Genomic DNA, 19176 nt, shown 5'->3' on the forward strand with positions numbered 1-19176 from the left:
AAGCCCTGTTTTTATGGGAAATATAGCGATTCAAGCTTGATTATTTTTAGTGCAGACAATAAGTGCAGGGTATTGTGTTTTCAATGATGAAAAAAACCATAAATAAGCTACTGAATATTGGCTTTGATGATGAGTTTGGAAATGATCTCAATCAGAAGCATGTAGTGAATTTCTCTTATATGATGTTCTGTGCAAGTTGTTTGTTGATGCTTGTGGTGTTCTCGTTTCGTCAGATGTCTTCGGTTGCTATTTTTTCATTGATTGGCCTATTAATAGGTATTGTTGGCCTACGTTACAATTATATTGGGCACTTTTCTCGTGCTCAACTATTAATGCCTTTTCTTAAAATTTCTCAAATATCTATTCTTAGCTTATTTTACTTTGGTACTGAAAGTGGCTTTCATTGGTTCTTTGTCAATGTGATTGCCTATTCCTTTGTGGTTTTTAGGGCTGATCAGCGTTTCATCAAATGCTGGGTGGTTGGTATTTCTATTGCTTTGTTCCTATTGTGTGAGCTTCTAAATACCAGAGGATTGTATTTAACGACTTTTGATCAAAGCGTGGTCATCATTTTTGTGTTTTTTGCTCTCTCGTTTAATTTTGCCATGGTCATTAATTTGGTGATGAGCCGGTTAAAATCAGTTAATGCGCATTTACGAACACTAGCAGAAAGAGATGAGTTAACAGGGCTGTCGAACCGAAGAAAAGTATTAGCTGATGCGGTTAATATTTTTGCGGATTCGGTTATTAATAGAGAGTCATGTGTTTTTTCGATCGTAGACTTGGACCATTTCAAAAAGATTAATGACACATTTGGTCATGAGGCTGGGGATTTAGTACTGTCTAACGTCTCGGCGACTATGGCGTCTGTTATTCGCCCTCAGGATGAAATCGGTCGTTATGGTGGTGAAGAGTTTATAGTCATTATGCCCAATACTACTTTAAAAGAAGCGGAAGTTGTTATGGAGCACATGAGGCAGTCTGTTGAGGATTTGCTGATAGAAACAGAACACGGCATTGTTATTCCCGTTACTATTAGTATCGGTTTGGCTTCTATTGCGCCTACTGTTTCGCGATATGAGGAAATTTTAGCGCAAGCAGATAGAGGCTTGTATGCAGCGAAGCGTAATGGCCGAAATCGACTTTCTGTGCAATCTGACTATCAAAATTAAATATATTTACTTCTCTGTATTGACATATGAGTTGTCCACTTTCTCTGTGGATAAACTTGTTGGCTAATCCATTTTTTCTTTATTTTTCGTGATGAGGTTTGTTTGCTCCAGATATTATTTCGTTCTGTAGATTACTGGGTTGTTGAAAAGCCTGCTGGTATGAGCTTTCATGCCGAGTCTGAGGGGGTGGGGGTGATGCAGTCGCTCGCGGCTTCTTATCCAGATCATACTTTTTATCCTGTTCATCGTTTGGATAAAATGACGTCGGGTTTATTGGTTGTTGCTTGTAATGCAGTTGCAGCGGCTAAGTTTGGGGTTATTTTCGAAAACCATGAAATGGAAAAGCGTTACTTGGCATTGTCTTCTAAAAAACCGAAAAAGAAGCAAGGTACAATAGCGGGTGGAATGGCACCTAGTAGAAGAGGTCAGTGGAAACTTACCCAAGACAAAGAGAATTTAGCTGTTACGCAGTTTTTTTCTAATTATTTTCAAGGTTTTAGAGTGTTTTTTGTTAGGCCTTTAACAGGCAAAACACACCAAATTCGTGTCGCTTTGAAGAGTTTAGGGTCGCCTATTTTAGGAGATCTTAGGTACAGCGGAGAAGAGGCTGACAGAGGGTATTTGCATGCTTACTCTTTGCAGTTTAATTGGCAAGGTGAGATGAAGCAGTATCTCAGCTTTCCTACGTATGGGCAGCACTTTTCATCTGAGTTGTCTGAATTTGTGGCAACTCAATTTGATGAATCGATATTGAAATGGCCTGCTAAAAAGTAATTAATATAGCTCAGCAGACGATTGTTCTGGTTGAGAAGGAATTTGAATGAAAAATGTTTTGGTTTACTGTCGTCAGGGTTTCGAAAAAGATTGTGCGGCGGAATTGTCAGAAGTGGCGAGTAGTAAAGGTTTTTATGGTTACGCTAAGGTCGTTCCTGATGCAGGTTACATTGTGTATAACCTTGATCAATCGGATGCTGGTGAAACATTAATTCAGCAGTTGAATTTTAATCGCCTGATTTTTGCTCGTCAGATTATTGCTGTTAATGATGTTATTGAATTGGAGCAAGGCGGTCGAGTAGAGTCTTTGCTCGAGGCGGCTAGGGAATTGCCATTAGCAGAAGAAATTTGGATTGAAACGGCCGATACAAATGAAGCTAAGGCTCTTTCTGGGCTGATAAAAAAACTGGACAAGCCTTTGCGAGAGGGTTGGAAAAGATCGGGTGTATTGCGTAATAAAGCGGTGGGAGTTCGTCATCATGTTTTTATGCTGGATGGCGAGGCAGCCTATTTGGGTGTGTCTTATGCTGCCTGCCGTAGTGAATTTCCTATGGGGATTCGTCGTCTGCGCTTTCCGGCCGCAGGTCCGAGCCGATCAACACTTAAGCTTGAGGAGGCTTTTTTACAGTTTGTACCTGAGCGTACACTTGAAGCAGATTTGACTGAAGGAATGACAGCTGTTGATTTAGGGGCGGCGCCCGGCGGTTGGACTTATCAATTTGTTAAAAAAGGTATTCATGTTATCGCAATCGATAATGGGCCAATGCAAAAAGAGTTGATGTCTACAGGTTTGGTTGAGCATGAAAAGGCAGATGGTTTTAAATACGAGCCGCCTTATACTGTAGATTGGTTGGTATGCGATATGGTTGAGCGTCCAATCAAAGTGGCGGAGTTGATGGCTAAATGGCTAGCAAGTGGCTGGACAAGAAGGGCTATTTTTAATTTAAAGCTACCAATGAAAAAGCGCTATCAAGAAGTTGCTCTGTGCTTGCAGTCGATTGAAGATTTATTGAGAAAAGCAGGTGTGAGTTATCAGTATCAAGTAAAGCATCTATATCATGACAGAGAAGAAGTGACTGTTTGTATCATGGTTAAATAACGAACGGGTCTATTCTTTATTGCTTAAAAAACCCGATAAACAAAGTTTATCGGGTTTTTTTATGTGCTGATTCTAAGGGGGAATTGTATTTTGGCTTAGATTGAATCTCTATAGCTAAAGGCTGAATATCCCATTGCTTCTTCCATAAGAGTGTCTCGATCGTAGATGTCGTTACGGAATTCCAGCATGCCATTTGCATTTGGCACCACCGTGAAGTAAACCAAATAAACAGGGATATAAGTTGGTAGGGTGATTACCGTATTGCTTCCTGTTTTAAGTGAGCGGTTCATATCATTAAATTGTTTGCTGCCTTTAGTTATTTCTCTTGCAAACTCCGCTGGGTTTTCTAGTCGTACACAGCCAGAGCTAAAGGCTCTGTCTTCCTCTCGAAATAGATGTTTTGACGGTGTGTCATGCAAATAAATTTCGTTTTTGTTTGGAAACATAAATTTGTACTGCCCAAGTGCGTTACCCTCATCAGGTTCTTGCTCGAAGCGATAGGCTAGCTTGTCTTCGCGGATTTCTTTCCAGTTGATTTTGGTAGAATCAAGCTCTTTTGCGCCAATGCTCCAGCTTGAGTAAAGCTTGTAGCCATGTTTAACCAAATAATTTGGATCTACCTGTAGTTTAGGGAGTAGGTTCTCTCTAGCGATGCGGTGCGGTACACGCCAAGTTGGATTGGTGACCATATATGTCATCAGGCCTTTGAATACCGGTGTTTTTCTATCTGGCTTGCCGATAACCGCTTTCATAGAGGTGAGCTCGCCATTTAAGTGCATATTGACCGTATAATTGGTGAGATCAACCCAGATGCGGTTTGCTTCCAGTTCGCTTGGTAGCCAGCGCCATCTTTCTAAGTTGTAAGCGATTTGTTTTGCGCGGGTTTTTAGTGGAACATTGAGCATTTCGATCGTTTTAGAGCCGGCAGCACCATCAGCGGTAATATGATGGCGTTGTTGAAAGCGCATTAGGGCATCTTTAAGGCGTATATCAAATTGCTCTTCATTTACTTTTCGAGTTGAAAAGCGAATGTCCCCGAGTTGAACTAATCTTGCTCTGAGTTGTGCTACTCGTGGGCCCTCATCGCCTGCGGATAGCGGAACGCCGGCGCTAACAAAAATGTCTTTTTCTTTTTCAGCTAAATCTTGGTAATACACTAGCCACTTTTGTAAAACTTGGTATTGAGGGCTTCGAGGAGCTAATAATGGTAATGAATTAACCATGTTTGTTGCCGAGTCAATATACAACAGGTCTTTCCAATTGTTGTTTGGGGCATCTAGCTGCCAATTAGGGTCAATTAACAATGGTTCGTAGCGGCCATTACTTAAGTCATGTGCGTAACTGGTTAAAGCGATCGTTGCTATAACATCCATTTCGGCAAGCTGTTGAGGTGTTGGCTGTTTTAGAGCTAGGTATTCTTTGATAATGTTTGCGTGGTAGTGAATCGGATTAAGTCCGTGAGTATAAGACTGTTCGAGTATGTCGACCAGTTTGTATATAGACATGTTTATTTTTTTGTCTTTTATCCATATAGGGTCATAGTCACGATTTTGGTAGGCTTCAAGAACGCTCTGATTGGGGAGAGCTTGTCCAGCAACTGGAGTAAAGGCGTTTAGAGTTAGTGACACCTGATCTTTTACACTACTTTCTATTTGTGATTCGCTTGGCGGTACGACAACAAACTGTTTGTTTGAGCCAGATGAAGAGCAAGCGCTGAGTATCAAGCTGACACAAAGTAGCGGGAGTAGTTTTTTCGCAGATGTCATTGATATTTCCTTTTTAATGAACGGGTATTTATTGGGCTTGTAGCAACTTCAAGATGGGATAATATATTGATGGCTTCTTCTCTATTATTGCCGCAAATATATTCTTCAGCCGTAAAATCTGCGCATACAATTGGTCTCGCAGGGTCGCCAAATATAGCGCAACGGTAGTCTTCTAGTAGTTGTATGCAAGGCTCCCCGGCCGCCTTTCCATTAGGCATGCCTGGGATGGGGGAGGTAATGGAAGGTGCTGTGCAACATGCACCACAACCTGACCGACATTGCATAATTGGTAGCCTTGCTTAAAATGATTGAATGTAATGTTAATATTGTAAACTTTGCTGTTTATTTACAAACCAGCATTTTGATCGTCATTTTAGAGTATCGTAATCGTGGGTCATAGGGGATAATTGTAAATATAGTTAAAAAAGTACAGGTGTCACTTTTTAGGGTGGAGTTTTACTCATGGTACTAGAGAAAAGAATATTGGTGGTTGAGGATAGTCCTGTTGTATTGAGGATCCTTCATCATTTGCTTTCCCAAAATTCTATTTTCACACCAGTGTTGTGCGCTTCTTATGAAGAAGCGCAAGATGAACTGGCCAAGTCAGACGAGGCTTTTTTTGCTGCTATTGTGGACCTAGATTTACCTGAAGCAGAAAGTGGTGAAATTGTAGATCTAGTATTGTCGAAAAAAATTCCATGTGTGGTTTTGACTGCTAATTTTGATGATAAGTTGCGACTTAGTCTTTTAAACAAAGGTGTTTTAGATTACATCACAAAAGACAGTCGATATTCATTTGATAATGTCATCAAAGTGATTGAGCGACTAAATAAGAATCAAGGGCTCAAGGTTTTGGTGGCGGAGGATTCGTCAACAAGTCGTTTATTCATTAGGATTTTACTTGAGCAGTATTGCTTCAACGTTATAGAAGCAGTAAATGGTCAAGAGGCTTTGGCTAAGCTTGAAGAAGACTCTGAGATTAGGATGCTTATTGCTGATCATAATATGCCTTTGGTAAGCGGTTATGATTTGGTGAGAATGTTGAGGTGTAACTCTCGCTTTCAAGATCTGGTGATTATAGGGTTATCTGCTGAAGGGGATAATGCCTTATCTGCCAAGTTTATCAAGGCAGGCGCTAACGACTTTCTTAAAAAGCCTTTCTATCATGAAGAGTTTCACTGTCGTGTGGTGCATAGCCTTGAGGCACAAGAAATGCTAGAGACCATTCGTGATTTGGCGAGCATTGATCCGCTTACTAAGCTTAAGAATAGGCGCTATTTGTTTGACCAGGGGGAGTTACTATTTCGAGACGGCTCTGTTGAAATTGTAGCGGCAGTATTGAATCTCGACGCCTTTAAAAGCATTAATGAGACATATGGTCATCTTGCTGGTGATAGTTTGTTGGGGGCGGTAGGGCAAGAAATTCAAGCTGCTTTTTCAGATATGTTGGTGTGTCGGTTTGGTGGAGATGAGTTTTGCATTATATCCACTGCAGGTAGTCAGAATTTAATTGATAGATTAAACGCATTTTTAGTTCTTTTTCGTCAGAAAGAGTTTACCGAGGCAAAAATTTCTCTGACTTGCAGTGTTGGTGTTTGTGTTCGGTCGGTGGGCTCTCTCGAAGAGTTAATTCGAGGGGCGGATTTGAGCTTGCAAGAGGCCAAGCGTTTGGGGCGTGACAGAGTTTCGGTAGGTTAACAAGTTAACAAGTGTTTATTTAGTAGAAAAAAATCCCGCAATTGAAATGCGGGATTTTTTTGTTTTCTAGTTTAAAGGCAATGTCTAATGAGTTAGCCTTTCAACATTTTAGCTAGTATTGGGTTAACAAGGCCTGGATTTGCTTTGCCTTGCGATGCCTTCATGACTTGTCCAACAAAGAAGCCGATCATTTTCTTTTGCTTGTCTTCGTCGGCGGCGCGATATTGCTCAACTTGCGCTGCGTTAGCATCTAAAATAGTCTGAATCATGGCTTCAATAGCGCCAGTATCTGTGACTTGTTTTAGACCTTTGGCCTCGATAATCGCGTCTGCCGAACCTTCACCGTTCCACATGGCTTGCAGCACGTCTTTTGCTGTTTTGCCATTGATGGTGTTGTCTTTGACTCGAACTAGCAGTCCACCAAATGCTTCGGCGCTAACTGGTGAGCTTTCGATGTCTAGCTGTTCTTGGTTGAGGAGTTTGCTTAGCTCGCCCATTACCCAGTTTGCCGTTAATTTGGCATCTTTAGCGACATTGTTGGCTGTTTCAAAATAGTCGGCCATGGCGCGAGAGGATGAAAGTACGTTAGCGTCATATTCGCTTAGGCCGTGTTCGCTTTGGAAGCGCGCTGCTTTTTGGCTTGGTAGCTCTGGCAGTGTTGCCTTGATGCCGTCAACGTATTCTTGCGTCAGTACTATCGGAAGTAGGTCTGGGCATGGGAAGTAGCGGTAATCGTTGGCGTCTTCTTTAGAGCGCATGCTGCGAGTTTCATTTTTTTCTGGGTCATACAGGCGAGTTTCCTGAATGATGCGACCGCCATCTTCTAAAATGTCGGCTTGGCGCTCGATCTCGGTGTAGATTGCTTTTTCGATAAAGCGGAACGAGTTGACGTTTTTGATTTCGGTACGGGTGCCATATTCTTGTTGGCCTTTAGGGCGCAGTGACAAGTTGATGTCGCAACGCATAGAGCCTTCTGCCATATTACCATCGCAAATACCAAGGTAGGTTACGATAGAGTGGATCATCTTAACGTAAGCCACGGCTTCTTTTGCTGAGCGAATATCTGGCTCAGATACGATCTCAAGCAAAGGCGTGCTAGAGCGGTTCAGGTCTATGCCTGTCATGCCCTGGAAATCTTCATGCAAGGATTTGCCTGCATCTTCTTCGAGGTGGGCGCGAGTAATGCCAACGCGATAGGTGGTGCCATCTTCTAGCATCACATCGAGATAGCCTTTACCAACGATAGGATGATCCATTTGGCTGGTTTGATAGCCTTTTGGAAGATCCGGGTAGAAGTAGTTTTTACGAGCAAAAACGGATGACATGCCAATTTCAGCGTTGATGGCGTGGCCAAACATAACCGCCATACGTAACGCTTCCTTGTTAAACACAGGTAATGCGCCAGGCATACCTAGATCAACAAGTGTGGTTTGTGTGTTTGGTTCTGCGCCAAAGCCAACAGCGGCGCCTGAAAACAACTTTGATTTTGTAGAGAGCTGAGTATGAATCTCAAGGCCAATAACAACTTCCCAGTTCATGCTTATGCTCCTTTTGCCATAGTTGGTGTTTGTAAGTGCCAATCAGTGTGTTGTTGATACTGATGCGCTACGTTTAAAAGCTTGGCTTCGGCAAAATAGTTACCCATTACTTGTAGCCCAACCGGCATGCCATTGGCAAAGCCTGCTGGAACAGACATGGCAGGGATGCCTGCAAGGTTAACGGATAGGGTGTAAATGTCTTCAAGATACATGGCAACTGGATCACTTGTTTTGCTGCCAAGACCGAATGCGGTAGTTGGTGCAACAGGTCCCATGATGACATCTACTTCATCAAGTGCTTTAACGAAGTCTTCTTTAATGAGGCGACGAATTTTTTGTGCTTTTAGATAGTAAGCATCGTAGTAGCCTTCAGAAAGTGCATAAGTGCCAACCATTATACGTTTCTGTACTTCAGTGCCGAAACCTTCAGCACGTGAGCGCATGTACATATCTAACAGGTCTTTTGGATCGTCGCAGCGGTGGCCGAAACGAACGCCATCAAAGCGAGACAGATTTGAAGAGGCTTCAGATGGAGCAATTACGTAATATGAAGGAATACTTAGCTGTAAGTTTGGTAGAGAAATCTCTTTGACTGTCGCGCCCAGTTTTTCGAACTCTTTTACCGCCGCCATAATGATGTCAGCGACTTGTGAGTCTAGACCTTCGCCAAAGTATTCTTTTGGTAAGCCGATTTTTAAACCTGTTAACGGAGCGTTTAAATTGGCTAGATAATCTTCTGAAGGCGTATCTGCAGATGTAGAATCTTTTTCATCAAAGCCAGCCATGGCTTGCATTAAGTGCGCACAATCTTCTGCACTTTTCGCCATTGGGCCGCCTTGGTCAAGGCTGGATGCGTAGGCAATCATACCGAAACGAGACACTCGACCATAAGTGGGTTTAAGGCCAGTTATGCCGCAGAAAGAAGCTGGTTGGCGAATGGAACCGCCCGTATCTGTGCCTGTTGCGGCAACGGCTAGTCCAGCGGCAATCGCAGCCGCAGAGCCGCCAGAAGATCCACCCGGAACCATGTCTAAGTTCCATGGGTTTTTCACAGCACCGTAAAAGCTGTTTTCGTTGGAAGAGCCCATGGCGAACTCGTCCATGTTAGTTTTGCCTAACATAACGGCACCAGCTTGTTGGATGCGGCTGGTCACGGTTGATTCGTATGGCGGAATAAAGTTATTTAGCATTTTAGAGCCGCATGTGGTTAGCGTGCCTTCCGTACAAAATAGATCTTTGTGGGCAATAGGGATGCCAGTCAAGCTAGTGCCGTTGCCGTTTTGAAGAAGTGTGTCTGCTGCTGCAGCTTGTTCTAGTGCACGTTGTTCGCTAACGGTAATGTAGCTATTTAGTTGTGGGTCAAGTTTGGCGATACGCGCTAGAAATAGGCGAGTTAACTCAACGCTTGAAATGTCTTTGTTACGCAATTGTTGTGCTAATGTCGAGATGCTTTGTTCGAACATGCTTGTCTCTCTTAATCGATCACTTTCGGTACTAGGAAAAGGCCAGCTTCGGTCTGAGGGGCATTTGCTAAGAATGCGTCACGGCGATTTTCTTCGGTGACTATGTCTTCTCTTAGGCGTTGTGTCATCTCAAGTGGATTAGAAAGAGGTTCAACACCATCGGTATTAACGGATTGCATTTGTTCAACTAGGGATAAAACGCTAGAAAGCGATTGTTGATATTGATCGGCATCAGCCTCAGTAAGAGCCAGGCGTGCCAAGTGCGCAATTTTTTGCACGTCTTGTTTGTCTATGGACATGTTCCACCTAATATTTTGATTATCGTAAATGGTCGCCATTGTATCTCTTAGTTGTAATGCTATAAAGCAAAGAGGTGGGAAAATAGGGCTTATTTTTTATTTATTAAAAAAATTTTAGTAAACAACGAAATACCTAGGAACTTTTTTCAGTTTTACGCGGAATCAACTTGCCCATTGGCCTCGTGATTGTTACATTTTGACGCTGTTCGTATCGTTATATCAGGGTGTAGGAATTCATGTTTAAGAAAATCAGGGGAATGTTTTCAAGCGATTTGTCCATTGACTTAGGAACGGCAAATACCCTTATTTACGTTCGTGGCCGCGGAATTGTGCTTGATGAACCGTCAGTTGTTGCCATTCGCCATAATGGGAATCAAAAAACAGTAGCATCAGTCGGTACCGATGCGAAGCGTATGTTAGGCCGTACTCCAGGTAATATTACGGCTATTCGCCCAATGAAAGATGGCGTTATCGCTGATTTTCATGTTACAGAAAAAATGCTGCAATACTTCATCTCTAAAGTTCACGAAAATAGCTTTTTGAAGCCTAGCCCACGAGTTTTAGTTTGTGTGCCATGTAAATCAACTCAGGTTGAGCGTCGTGCTATCAAAGAGTCTGCGTTAGGTGCTGGTGCTCGCGAAGTTTACATTATTGAAGAGCCAATGGCTGCGGCAATTGGTGCAGGTCTACCTGTTGCTGAAGCATCAGGTTCTATGGTTATTGATATAGGTGGTGGTACGACTGAGATCGCTATTATCTCTTTGAATGGTATCGTGACATCTGAATCCATTCGTGTTGGTGGCGACCGCTTTGACGAAGCCATTACAACCTATGTTCGTCGTCAATACGGTAGCTTGATTGGTGATGCAACGGCAGAGCGAATTAAGACAGAAATAGGTATGGCTTACCATACTGGTGAAGAGTTACAAATTGATGTTCGTGGTCGTAACCTAGCTGAAGGTATTCCTCGTTCATTTGTTTTGAGCAGCACTGAAATTCTAGAAGCGCTACAAGAGCCTCTAGCTCAGATTGTTCAAGCTATCAAAGGTGTTCTAGAGCAGTCTCCACCAGAGTTAGCGGCGGATATTGGTGAGACAGGTTTGGTGTTAACTGGTGGTGGCGCGTTGTTACGTGAGATCGACCGCTTGATCAGTGAAGAAACAGGTTTGCCCGTTATTATTGCTGATGATCCGTTAACCTGTGTTGCTCGTGGTGGCGGTATGGCCCTAGAGTTAATGGATAAGCACGCATCTGAGCTATTTACTGCAGATAATGAGTAAAAGTTAGGAGCGCATCATTAAAAATTCGCTTCATTCTACTGGTAAAATATCTAGCACTCGTTTTGTAGTGTTAGTTATTTTGTCTATGGCGATGATTATTGCAGATGTCCGTTATTCTGTTTTCTCACAAGTAAGGCCTTATTTGACCTTGCTCGTGACGCCTATTCAGGTTGTGGTGAACACTCCTCAGAAAATGCTTAATTGGGCAGGAGAGCATCTTGCGAGTAGGGAGGGATTGGTAAGAGAAAATCAATCCTTACAGTCAGAGATACTGTTGCTGCGAAGTCGTCAACAGCGCCTTGATTCACTACAAGCCGAAAACGTTCGTTTACGTGAGCTCCTAGACGCGTCTCAGCGCGTTGATGAGAAGATCGTTATGGCGGAAGTTATTGGTTTTGATCAGAACGCCTATAGTCATAAATTAATGATAGATAAAGGCTTTTCTTCTGGTGCCTATGTGGGGCAGCCAGTATTAGATGCGACAGGCGTGCTGGGGCAAGTAGTGGAAACGGCTGCCTACAGCAGTCGAGTTTTATTGATCGCTGATGCAAGTCATTTTGTTCCTGTGCAGCTTACTCGAACTGGGTTTAGGGGCATATTGAGAGGGACAGGAAGTTTGAAACGTTTAGAATTAATGAGCGTTCCTCGATCTGTTGATATCAAAAAAGGGGATATTCTAACGACTTCCGGCTTGGATAAGCGCTTTCCTAGTGGTTATCCTGTTGGTGTTGTTAGGAGCGTTAAGTATACGCAAGGTAAAGCGTATGCTGATGTGGATGTTGTTCCTTTGGCTCAATTAGGGCGCAGTCGCCATGTCATGCTCATTGAAAAGCCGAAGGCAGGGCGATAATGAAATCCATTTTTGTTTTTTGTATTACTCTGTTGACTGCTTTAATGCTTGAGGCTGTGCCTTTTCCTGAAGAGCTTGTTTGGTTCCGCCCAGAATGGGCATTGTTGGTTATTTTGTATTGGGTGATTGCTCTGCCGTTTCGTGTGGGAGTGGGCTTAGCTTGGTTTCTAGGGTTAATGGTAGATTTGTTGCAAGGTGGCATAATAGGTCAACACTCGTTAACGTATGTGATTATTGCCTATACATGTGCTGTATTTTATAAACGATTGCGAATGTATCATCGCTGGCAACAAGGTTTTTTTATCTGCATGCTGGTAAGTGTTAACCAGTTGCTCGACTTCTGGATTGATCACTACCTTGGCCATGCAGAGCCGACCTTAATGATTTTCATGCCGGCAGTTATTACTGGGGTGTTATGGCCTTGGTCATTTATTATTTTACGTAGTGTGCGGCGTATTTATGCTATTCATTAGGCCGCTTTTAGGGAAAACTTATGCTTATTTTGGCTTCAGCTTCGCCAAGAAGAAAAGAGCTACTTAGCCTATTGGTGAAAGAGTTTGAGATACTGCCTGCCGACATAGATGAAACGCCAAATCATCAAGAAAAGGCAGAAGAGTATGTTGTTCGTATGGCCGTTGAAAAAGCCAAAGCGGCTTCAATTAAATACCATCAACAAGTTGGCGCCCATTCCTCTGCTGTTTTTTTGGCCTCAGACACAAGTGTTGTGGTTGATGGTCATATCCTTGGCAAACCTACTTCGCTTGAAGATTCTCGGTCAATGCTAAGACGGCTTTCTGGCCGATCCCATCAAGTTATCACCTCACTTTGTCTTTGTAATTTAGAGCAAGAACATATCGCTACTCAGTGTGTTATCAGCGAAGTGCTTTTTCGTGAAATCTCATATGTTGAAATAGCCCAGTATTGGAAAACCAAAGAGCCTCAAGACAAAGCTGGCTCTTATGGCATTCAAGGCTTAGGATCTGTATTTGTCCGTTCTATTTCGGGATCGTATTCTGCCGTTGTTGGTTTGCCGCTTTTTGAGACTGCGCAATTACTGGCCCAATTTGGAATTCATTCTCTAGAGGAGATGTCTCATGAGTGAAGATGTACTCATTAATGTTACTCCTATGGAGATTCGTGTAGCTCTAGTTGAAAACGGTGTCTTGCAAGAAGTTTATATTGAACGATCGAGCCGTAAGGGAATTGTTGGCAATATTTACCAAGGTAAGGTAGTTCGAGTCCTTCCGGGTATGCAGGCGGCTTTTGTTGATATAGGTCTTGAAAGAGCTGCTTTTATTCATGTATCGGAAGTTGTTAATCGTGATGCGGTTAACCCAAGTGATCAAATTGGTGATTATTTGCGTGAAGGGCAATCATTGGTGGTTCAGGTTACTAAGGATCCTATTAGCTCTAAGGGCGCGCGTTTAACTACTCATTTGTCTATTCCTTCTCGTTATCTAGTCTACATGCCTGATCAGGCTCATGTGGGCGTTAGTCAAAGAATTGAAGATGAGGTGGAGCGTGAGCGGCTTAAGTCATTGGTATCGGAAGCGCTAACGGATGCTGATGAGAATAGTGGTTATATATTACGAACGGCTGCGGAGCGAGCTGGTGAAGAAGAGATCCTAGCGGATATTAAATTCCTAACGCGCCTTTGGCAATCTGTTAAGCGTCGCATGCAAAATGCCAAAGCGCCTTCTGTTATTTATGAAGACCTTCCATTGCACTTGCGGACTATGCGTGATTTGGTAGGGCTTTCGACAGAAAAAATTCGTATAGACTCCAAAGAGAATTATGCCAAATTGCGCTCTTTCGCTGAAGATTTTATTCCTGATCTTAGAGATCGTATTGAGTATTACCCAGGTGAACGTCCGATTTTCGACTTGTATAGTGTTGAAGATGAAATCCATAAGGCGTTAGATCGTAAAGTTCAGTTGAAATCGGGTGGATATTTGCTGGTTGAGCAAACTGAGTCAATGACTACAATCGATGTGAACACGGGAGCTTTTGTCGGTAGTCGAAATCTAGAGGAAACTATCTACAAAACCAATCTTGAGGCTGCTACGGCAATAGGCCGACAGCTGAGGTTGCGAAACCTCGGTGGCATCATCATCATCGATTTTATTGATATGGAAGATGAGGAGCATAAGCGACAAGTGCTTCGGATGCTTGAAAAAATATTAGACACGGATCACGCAAAAACCAAAATTACTGGTGTTTCTGAGCTTGGTCTTGTGGAAATGACTCGCAAAAGAACACGTGAGAGCCTTGGTCAGACCTTATGCGAGCCTTGTAAATCTTGTCGCGGTAGTGGCTTGGTGAAAACCCCTGAAACAGTTTGTTATGAAGTGTTTCGAGAGATTTTAAGAGCGGATAGAGCTTATAATTCGCAAACATATACAGTTTTAGCTGCAAGTGCGGTGGTGGAGCGTTTCTTGGATGAAGAAAGTGCGGCGGTTGCGGAACTAGAGGCTTTTATAGGTAAAACAATTCGTTTCCAAGTGGATTCCGTATACACGCAAGATCAATATGATGTTGTTTTGCGATAGCGTAAAAAGGACTTAAAATGGCTTGGTTATTACGTAAGTTGATCCTAGTCACTTTTTGGGGTGCAATTGCTATCTCGGCATTGCTTGCTGTTTTTGCTTTGAGTGTTGGTCAGCTGCTTCCATACTTGGATCATTATCGCCCTCAAATAGAGCATAACCTTCGGCAAATTACGGGCTACCCCGTTACGCTAGATGGCATCGATGGTCGTCTTGAAGGTGTCGATCCCACCGTTTCTGTTAGCGGCTTTCACCTCGTTGCTAACGGTCAGTCGGCTATTAATGTCAGTGAAATGCGCGTCCGTCTAGATACGGTCAAGTCATTGCTTACGCTTAGCCCTCAGTTTACCTATATTCGTTTTGTACGGCCTACCGTTGTATTGCAAGAAAGTGATGGTCAATGGCGATTGAACGGCGCGACACCATCACGCAATGTTGGTGATGAGGTGGGTATAGAGCGTGTTTTAGACTATTTATCTGCACAGCAAAACTTTTCAATCTACGATGCCAAATTAGATGTTAATAGTGAGCAATTTGGTAAGCATGTCATGCAAATTCCTCATATTTACATATTTCAAAAATCGTTTGAGTCGTTGCTCACTTCAAAACTTTATTTAGATGACTATAAAACACCTTTTCAAATAGACGCTCGTATTGATCAAGCCCGTAGCTTGCTTGGGGGGTATCGCGTTAAAGCCTCCGTTAAGGCCCCCATGTTCGCTATCCCTTTAAACACTATGTTGAAAGAGAATGCTTACTCACTGTCTGATGTTCAAATAGGGGGAGATATTTGGCTAGACGCAACGATTGGCAAGGAGCTTGAGGTAAGGACTGAAGCGACAAACCTTAAGGTTGCATTTGATGATGGTCAACAATACGACGCAACGTCGTCTGTCAAGTTGCGCTATTCTCAAAAACATCCAAGCGTGCGGATAGATGTGCATGATATGGCAATCAAAGATCAAGATGGCTTAAGTTATCCAGAAACTGACTTAACATTTGATTGGTCATCCGTAACGAATCGTTCTAATGTGAGTTTTGCTAGAGCGGATTTAGGGTTAGTCCATAAAATCGTTGCGCACTTTTTACCTGAAGAGACGAATGCTTCTAAAATTCTAGGCGGGTTAAATCCGACTGGTATGGCTAAAAATGGATCTGTGAGCTTTTGGCGTGAAAAAGATGACTTGTCATTTCAGCTTTTAAGCAATTTACAATCTGCTTCCATTGAAGGTTATAACGGCATCCCCCAAGCGAGTAACATTAACGCTGTGTTCAGCTTATCTAATGACAGCGGGTATATCGATTTTCGTGGACGAGATAGCAAAATAGCTTTTGATACAATATACGATGAAGCGTGGCGTACTCAATTTTTATCAGGTTATGTTAATTGGCAGCAGCAGCAAGATACCTTCTTGGTAGAAGGTCGCGATTTGGCGGTCAAGCGTAATGGCGCCACGGTAAACGGTGGCTTCCGTCTAGAGGTGCGTAATGATCAGCCTGATTGGATTGCGCTGGATTTGCATGGCCGTGATATGTCGGTTACTGATCGATTAACCTATCTTCCCCCCAAAGCGCTTAGTAGCGATTTAATGACATGGATTGAAGAGGCTTTTTCTGATGCTGGTAAATTAGACAGTGTCGATGTGTTGGTGCAAAGCGAGTTAGCGGATGGTGCTGAGCCACATGTCCGTGTGCAGCTGGCTGTTAGTGATGCTGATGTGACATTTGATAAAAATTGGCCAACGGCAACGAGAGTAAACGGCTTTTTTGAATTTGACGAGAGTGGCGTTTCAGTTCAAGTAAAATCCGGTAATTTGCTCGATTTACCAATAAACAATTTGTTATTAACGGTTCCTGTTTCTAATGGCTCTGCGGATTGGTTAAATTTAACGGGTGAAGTGAACGACAATGCACCGCTTATTTTATCAACTTTACGAGCCACGCCTTTAGCCGAGACTGTTCTTCAGCCTTTTGAAAATTGGCAGTTGGGTGGCAAGGTTAAAGGTCGTTTTAATGTTGCCATTCCTTTCAAGGAAGGTGTTGATCCTCAAGTTCAATTGGCTTTAGATCTTAAAGATAACTCATTAGCCATAAATGATCTTGACCTATCAGTTCAAGTTGATAGCGGGCATCTAAACTACAGCTCCGATAAAGGTATTAACAATTCTGAGTTTGACCTGAAGGCATTTGGTGGTTTATCCCACCTTGTTTTGTCCTCTACAGCGGCTCAAGATGGTGGCCTTGCTGTTTTGGGGGATTTTTCTGGTGATGTAGACATTCAGCAAGTCGCTCGTTGGAATAAATTACCTGATGCAGCCCTTAAAAAAATAGTCGGCAAAACGACTTATACTGGACAGCTATCGGTTAACCAAGCACAAGATGGCCAAGTAGATTTGATAATTGATAGTGATTTGCTTGGTGTGAATCTTAATTTGCCAATACCTGTTGGGAAGCCTGCGGTAGAAAGTAAACCTCTGCACGTTAAGGTGATGCAGCACAAAAAAGATATTGTCATAGATGCTGATTATTCTGAACTCACTAAGGCAAGGTTGTTGCTACAAAATAATGAGTTTGTTGGTGGCGAGATTATTTTAAATGGTGGTGAGAGCCAAACTTTAAGTGCCAAAATCCCTAAAGGCTTAGTGTTAACCGGTGATTTTGACCGTTTTTATGTTCAAGATTGGCAATCTGTTTTTGCAGACTTATCTAGTGATGCATCAACGTCTTCTCAAGGTACTCAGGTTCCAGAGGTTCCTGAATGGTTGAGTAGAGTGGATTTAATTGTCGATGAGGTTGTGGTCAACCCCAGCAACACTTGGCACAATTTTAAGGTTACTTATAACTCAGCGACGAACCAATCTCTTTTTGTTAGTTCAGATGAAATGAATTTTTCTTTGCTTAATAAAGATGGTACACCAGACCTGCGTTTTGGTTTTCTTAGCTGGAATACATCGAAAGAAGATGACTCTGAGGCAGCCGATTCGGGCAAAAATGAATCTCCTGTATCATCCAAGCAAATTCCCAATATGACATTGTCTGTTGATCAGCTTTATTTCAATGGTAGCCCTTATGGTGATTGGCAGTTAGCTATTTCCCGTGAAGGTGATGTTGTTCGTGTGGATCCTATTTCATCTAAATTAAAAACGGGCAGTCTTAAAGGTAGTTTACTTTGGAAAGACAAAGGTGAAGACTCAAGTGTTGAGCTTGCCATTGCGGCCAGTGGTGCTGACTTAGCGGAGTTGACGAAAAAGTTTTCTAGTGAGGCATTTGTTTCTTCCAAAGAATACAAATTTGATGTTGGTTTGAAATGGAAAGGGCATCCATTCTACTTTGATCGCGAATCTGTTTCGGGTCGTATTAGCTTTTCTGCAGAAGACGGTAACTTCAGTAAGGTAGACGAGTTACCGGCCTTTTTAAAAGCATTAGGGATTTTTAATATTGGCGCTCTTAGTCGACGCTTGTTATTAGATTTCTCAGATGTGTATGAACCTGGATTAACCTACGACGATTTCAGTGGGACACTTTCTCTTGATAACGGTATTTTAAAAACAGTATCTCCAATTTCAATCATTGCTCCTTCTGCCGAGCTTGTTGTTGCTGGGGAGGCGGATATCGTGAATGAGACTTTGAATGAAAAATTGACAGCAACATTTCCTTTAACTGGTACGCTGCCATTAGCTGGTTTATTGTGGGGAACTCCGCAATTGGCTGGGCTTTTGTACATTACAGATAAGCTTATAGGCGACCAACTTTCAAAAGTAACAAGTGTGCAATATAAAGTCGAAGGTTCATTTAATAACCCAACTATGACACCTATTCGCTATAAGCCAATAGGGAGAAAAGATTAATGAACTCACTTTGCATTGCTGCGATTCAAATGACGAGTACTAAAGATTGGCGTGAAAACTTAAGTCACGTACAGAACCTTGTCGAGTCAGCCGTGTCGGACGGCGCTAAATTGGTTGTACTTCCCGAAAATGTTTTTTTGTTCAATGGCAGGGCAATGCGGGATTTAGCTGAATCGGATGATCAAAATATATTGCTTCAAGCGGTATCAGATTTAGCGCAGAAATATTCTATTTATCTTGTGATTGGCTCACACCCTTCACTGTTGAGAACAGATGGTGAGCAAGTCTCTAGTGGACGTGTTAGGCAAACATGCTGGGTTGTTGGACATGATGGTGCCTTCGTGGAACGGTACGACAAAATTCATTTGTTTGACGTCAGTGTTGATGATAAAGCAGTGTCTTATAAAGAGTCTGATGTTATTGAGCCTGGAGAGTTGGATTTAAAAGTCATTGACGTGGATGGCTTTAAAATCGGCCTGAGCATCTGTTATGACTTACGCTTCCCAGAATTATATCGTGAGCTAACCAAAATGGGCGCAGAGGTTTTATTGGTTCCCGCTGCTTTTACTTATGTTACTGGGAAGGCCCACTGGAATACTCTTTTAGCCGCCCGTGCGATTGAAAATCAATGCTACGTTCTTGGTGTTGGGCAGTGCGGTTGGCACAACGAAACAAGACAAACTTACGGGCACAGTGCTCTGTATTCGCCATTTGGTGAACGTTTAGTCAGTTTACAAGAAGAACCGGGATATATTGTTTTTAATATGACAAAGATGGCATTAAACGATTGTCGCCAAAAAATGCCGTGCTTTTCACATCGTAGACTGTCATAACATGCCTTTT

At 42.6% G+C, this 19176-nt stretch carries 16 protein-coding genes; 11 read left to right on the forward strand and 5 right to left on the reverse strand.

What is annotated here, in order from left to right; translation table 11 throughout:
* Positions 1–83: 83 nt before the first annotated feature.
* The 3 genes from AC2A4J_RS09900 to rlmM all read left to right on the forward strand — a co-directional run bounded on the left by AC2A4J_RS09900 (position 84) and on the right by rlmM (position 3045).
* On the forward strand, positions 84–1172 hold the full coding sequence (locus AC2A4J_RS09900; RefSeq protein WP_484175879.1) for a GGDEF domain-containing protein: 1089 nt from the start codon (positions 84–86) through the stop codon (positions 1170–1172).
* 102 nt (positions 1173–1274) lie between these two features.
* Entirely contained in the window at positions 1275–1946 is a 672-nt protein-coding gene (locus AC2A4J_RS09905) for a TIGR01621 family pseudouridine synthase (RefSeq protein WP_484175880.1), read from the forward strand.
* A 46-nt stretch (positions 1947–1992) separates the two neighbouring features.
* The gene (gene rlmM / locus AC2A4J_RS09910; protein ID WP_484175881.1) at positions 1993–3045 is read left to right on the forward strand and encodes a 23S rRNA (cytidine(2498)-2'-O)-methyltransferase RlmM; all 1053 of its coding nucleotides are present in this window, start codon (positions 1993–1995) and stop codon (positions 3043–3045) included.
* A 95-nt stretch (positions 3046–3140) separates the two neighbouring features.
* Here rlmM and AC2A4J_RS09915 read toward each other — a convergent pair whose 3' ends face one another.
* Positions 3141–4811 (reverse strand): L,D-transpeptidase family protein, encoded by a 1671-nt coding sequence (locus AC2A4J_RS09915; RefSeq protein WP_255828863.1) that lies wholly within the window; start codon positions 4809–4811, stop codon positions 3141–3143.
* Entirely contained in the window at positions 4808–5050 is a 243-nt protein-coding gene (locus AC2A4J_RS09920; protein WP_484176081.1) for a YkgJ family cysteine cluster protein, read from the reverse strand. The genes AC2A4J_RS09915 and AC2A4J_RS09920 overlap by 4 nt, the downstream gene beginning before the upstream one ends.
* Before the next feature lie 223 nt (positions 5051–5273).
* On the opposite strand from AC2A4J_RS09920, the gene AC2A4J_RS09925 reads away from it, so the two are divergent.
* Complete coding sequence (locus AC2A4J_RS09925) at positions 5274–6509, forward strand: GGDEF domain-containing response regulator (RefSeq protein WP_484175882.1); 1236 nt, start codon at positions 5274–5276, stop codon at positions 6507–6509.
* A 92-nt stretch (positions 6510–6601) separates the two neighbouring features.
* Here the strand turns inward: AC2A4J_RS09925 and gatB are convergent, their stop codons facing one another.
* Genes gatB through gatC form a run of 3 tightly spaced genes read right to left on the reverse strand, consistent with a single transcriptional unit; the run spans position 6602 to position 9809 of the window.
* Positions 6602–8047, reverse strand: coding sequence for an Asp-tRNA(Asn)/Glu-tRNA(Gln) amidotransferase subunit GatB (gene gatB / locus AC2A4J_RS09930; RefSeq protein ID WP_484175883.1), 1446 nt, complete (start codon positions 8045–8047; stop codon positions 6602–6604).
* A 2-nt stretch (positions 8048–8049) separates the two neighbouring features.
* The gene (gatA, locus tag AC2A4J_RS09935) at positions 8050–9510 is read right to left on the reverse strand and encodes an Asp-tRNA(Asn)/Glu-tRNA(Gln) amidotransferase subunit GatA (protein WP_484175884.1); all 1461 of its coding nucleotides are present in this window, start codon (positions 9508–9510) and stop codon (positions 8050–8052) included.
* Between the two features lie 11 nt (positions 9511–9521).
* Positions 9522–9809, reverse strand: coding sequence for an Asp-tRNA(Asn)/Glu-tRNA(Gln) amidotransferase subunit GatC (gene gatC / locus AC2A4J_RS09940; RefSeq protein WP_072840935.1), 288 nt, complete (start codon positions 9807–9809; stop codon positions 9522–9524).
* Between the two features lie 236 nt (positions 9810–10045).
* Here gatC and AC2A4J_RS09945 point away from each other — a divergent pair, with 236 nt between their 5' ends.
* The 7 genes from AC2A4J_RS09945 to AC2A4J_RS09975 all read left to right on the forward strand — a co-directional run bounded on the left by AC2A4J_RS09945 (position 10046) and on the right by AC2A4J_RS09975 (position 19166).
* The gene (locus AC2A4J_RS09945) at positions 10046–11089 is read left to right on the forward strand and encodes a rod shape-determining protein (RefSeq protein WP_012069640.1); all 1044 of its coding nucleotides are present in this window, start codon (positions 10046–10048) and stop codon (positions 11087–11089) included.
* A 67-nt stretch (positions 11090–11156) separates the two neighbouring features.
* Positions 11157–11939, forward strand: coding sequence for a rod shape-determining protein MreC (gene mreC / locus AC2A4J_RS09950; RefSeq protein WP_484175885.1), 783 nt, complete (start codon positions 11157–11159; stop codon positions 11937–11939).
* Positions 11939–12412, forward strand: coding sequence for a rod shape-determining protein MreD (gene mreD / locus AC2A4J_RS09955; protein ID WP_484175886.1), 474 nt, complete (start codon positions 11939–11941; stop codon positions 12410–12412). Before mreC ends, mreD begins: the two co-directional genes overlap by 1 nt.
* Before the next feature lie 20 nt (positions 12413–12432).
* Positions 12433–13041 carry a Maf family protein gene (locus AC2A4J_RS09960; RefSeq protein WP_484175887.1) on the forward strand — a complete coding sequence of 203 codons (609 nt, stop codon included), beginning with the start codon at positions 12433–12435 and terminating at the stop codon, positions 13039–13041.
* A complete protein-coding gene (rng, locus tag AC2A4J_RS09965) occupies positions 13034–14488 on the forward strand; it encodes a ribonuclease G (RefSeq protein WP_255829000.1) in 1455 nt (484 codons plus the stop codon). Before AC2A4J_RS09960 ends, rng begins: the two co-directional genes overlap by 8 nt.
* A 17-nt stretch (positions 14489–14505) precedes the next feature.
* Complete coding sequence (locus AC2A4J_RS09970; protein WP_484175888.1) at positions 14506–18333, forward strand: YhdP family protein; 3828 nt, start codon at positions 14506–14508, stop codon at positions 18331–18333.
* Positions 18333–19166, forward strand: a complete 834-nt coding sequence (locus AC2A4J_RS09975; protein ID WP_484175889.1) for a carbon-nitrogen hydrolase family protein — start codon at positions 18333–18335, stop codon at positions 19164–19166. The genes AC2A4J_RS09970 and AC2A4J_RS09975 overlap by 1 nt, the downstream gene beginning before the upstream one ends.
* The last annotated feature ends 10 nt before the right edge of the window (positions 19167–19176 follow it).

It is taken from the genome of Marinomonas sp. ATLA20 (assembly GCF_057180105.1).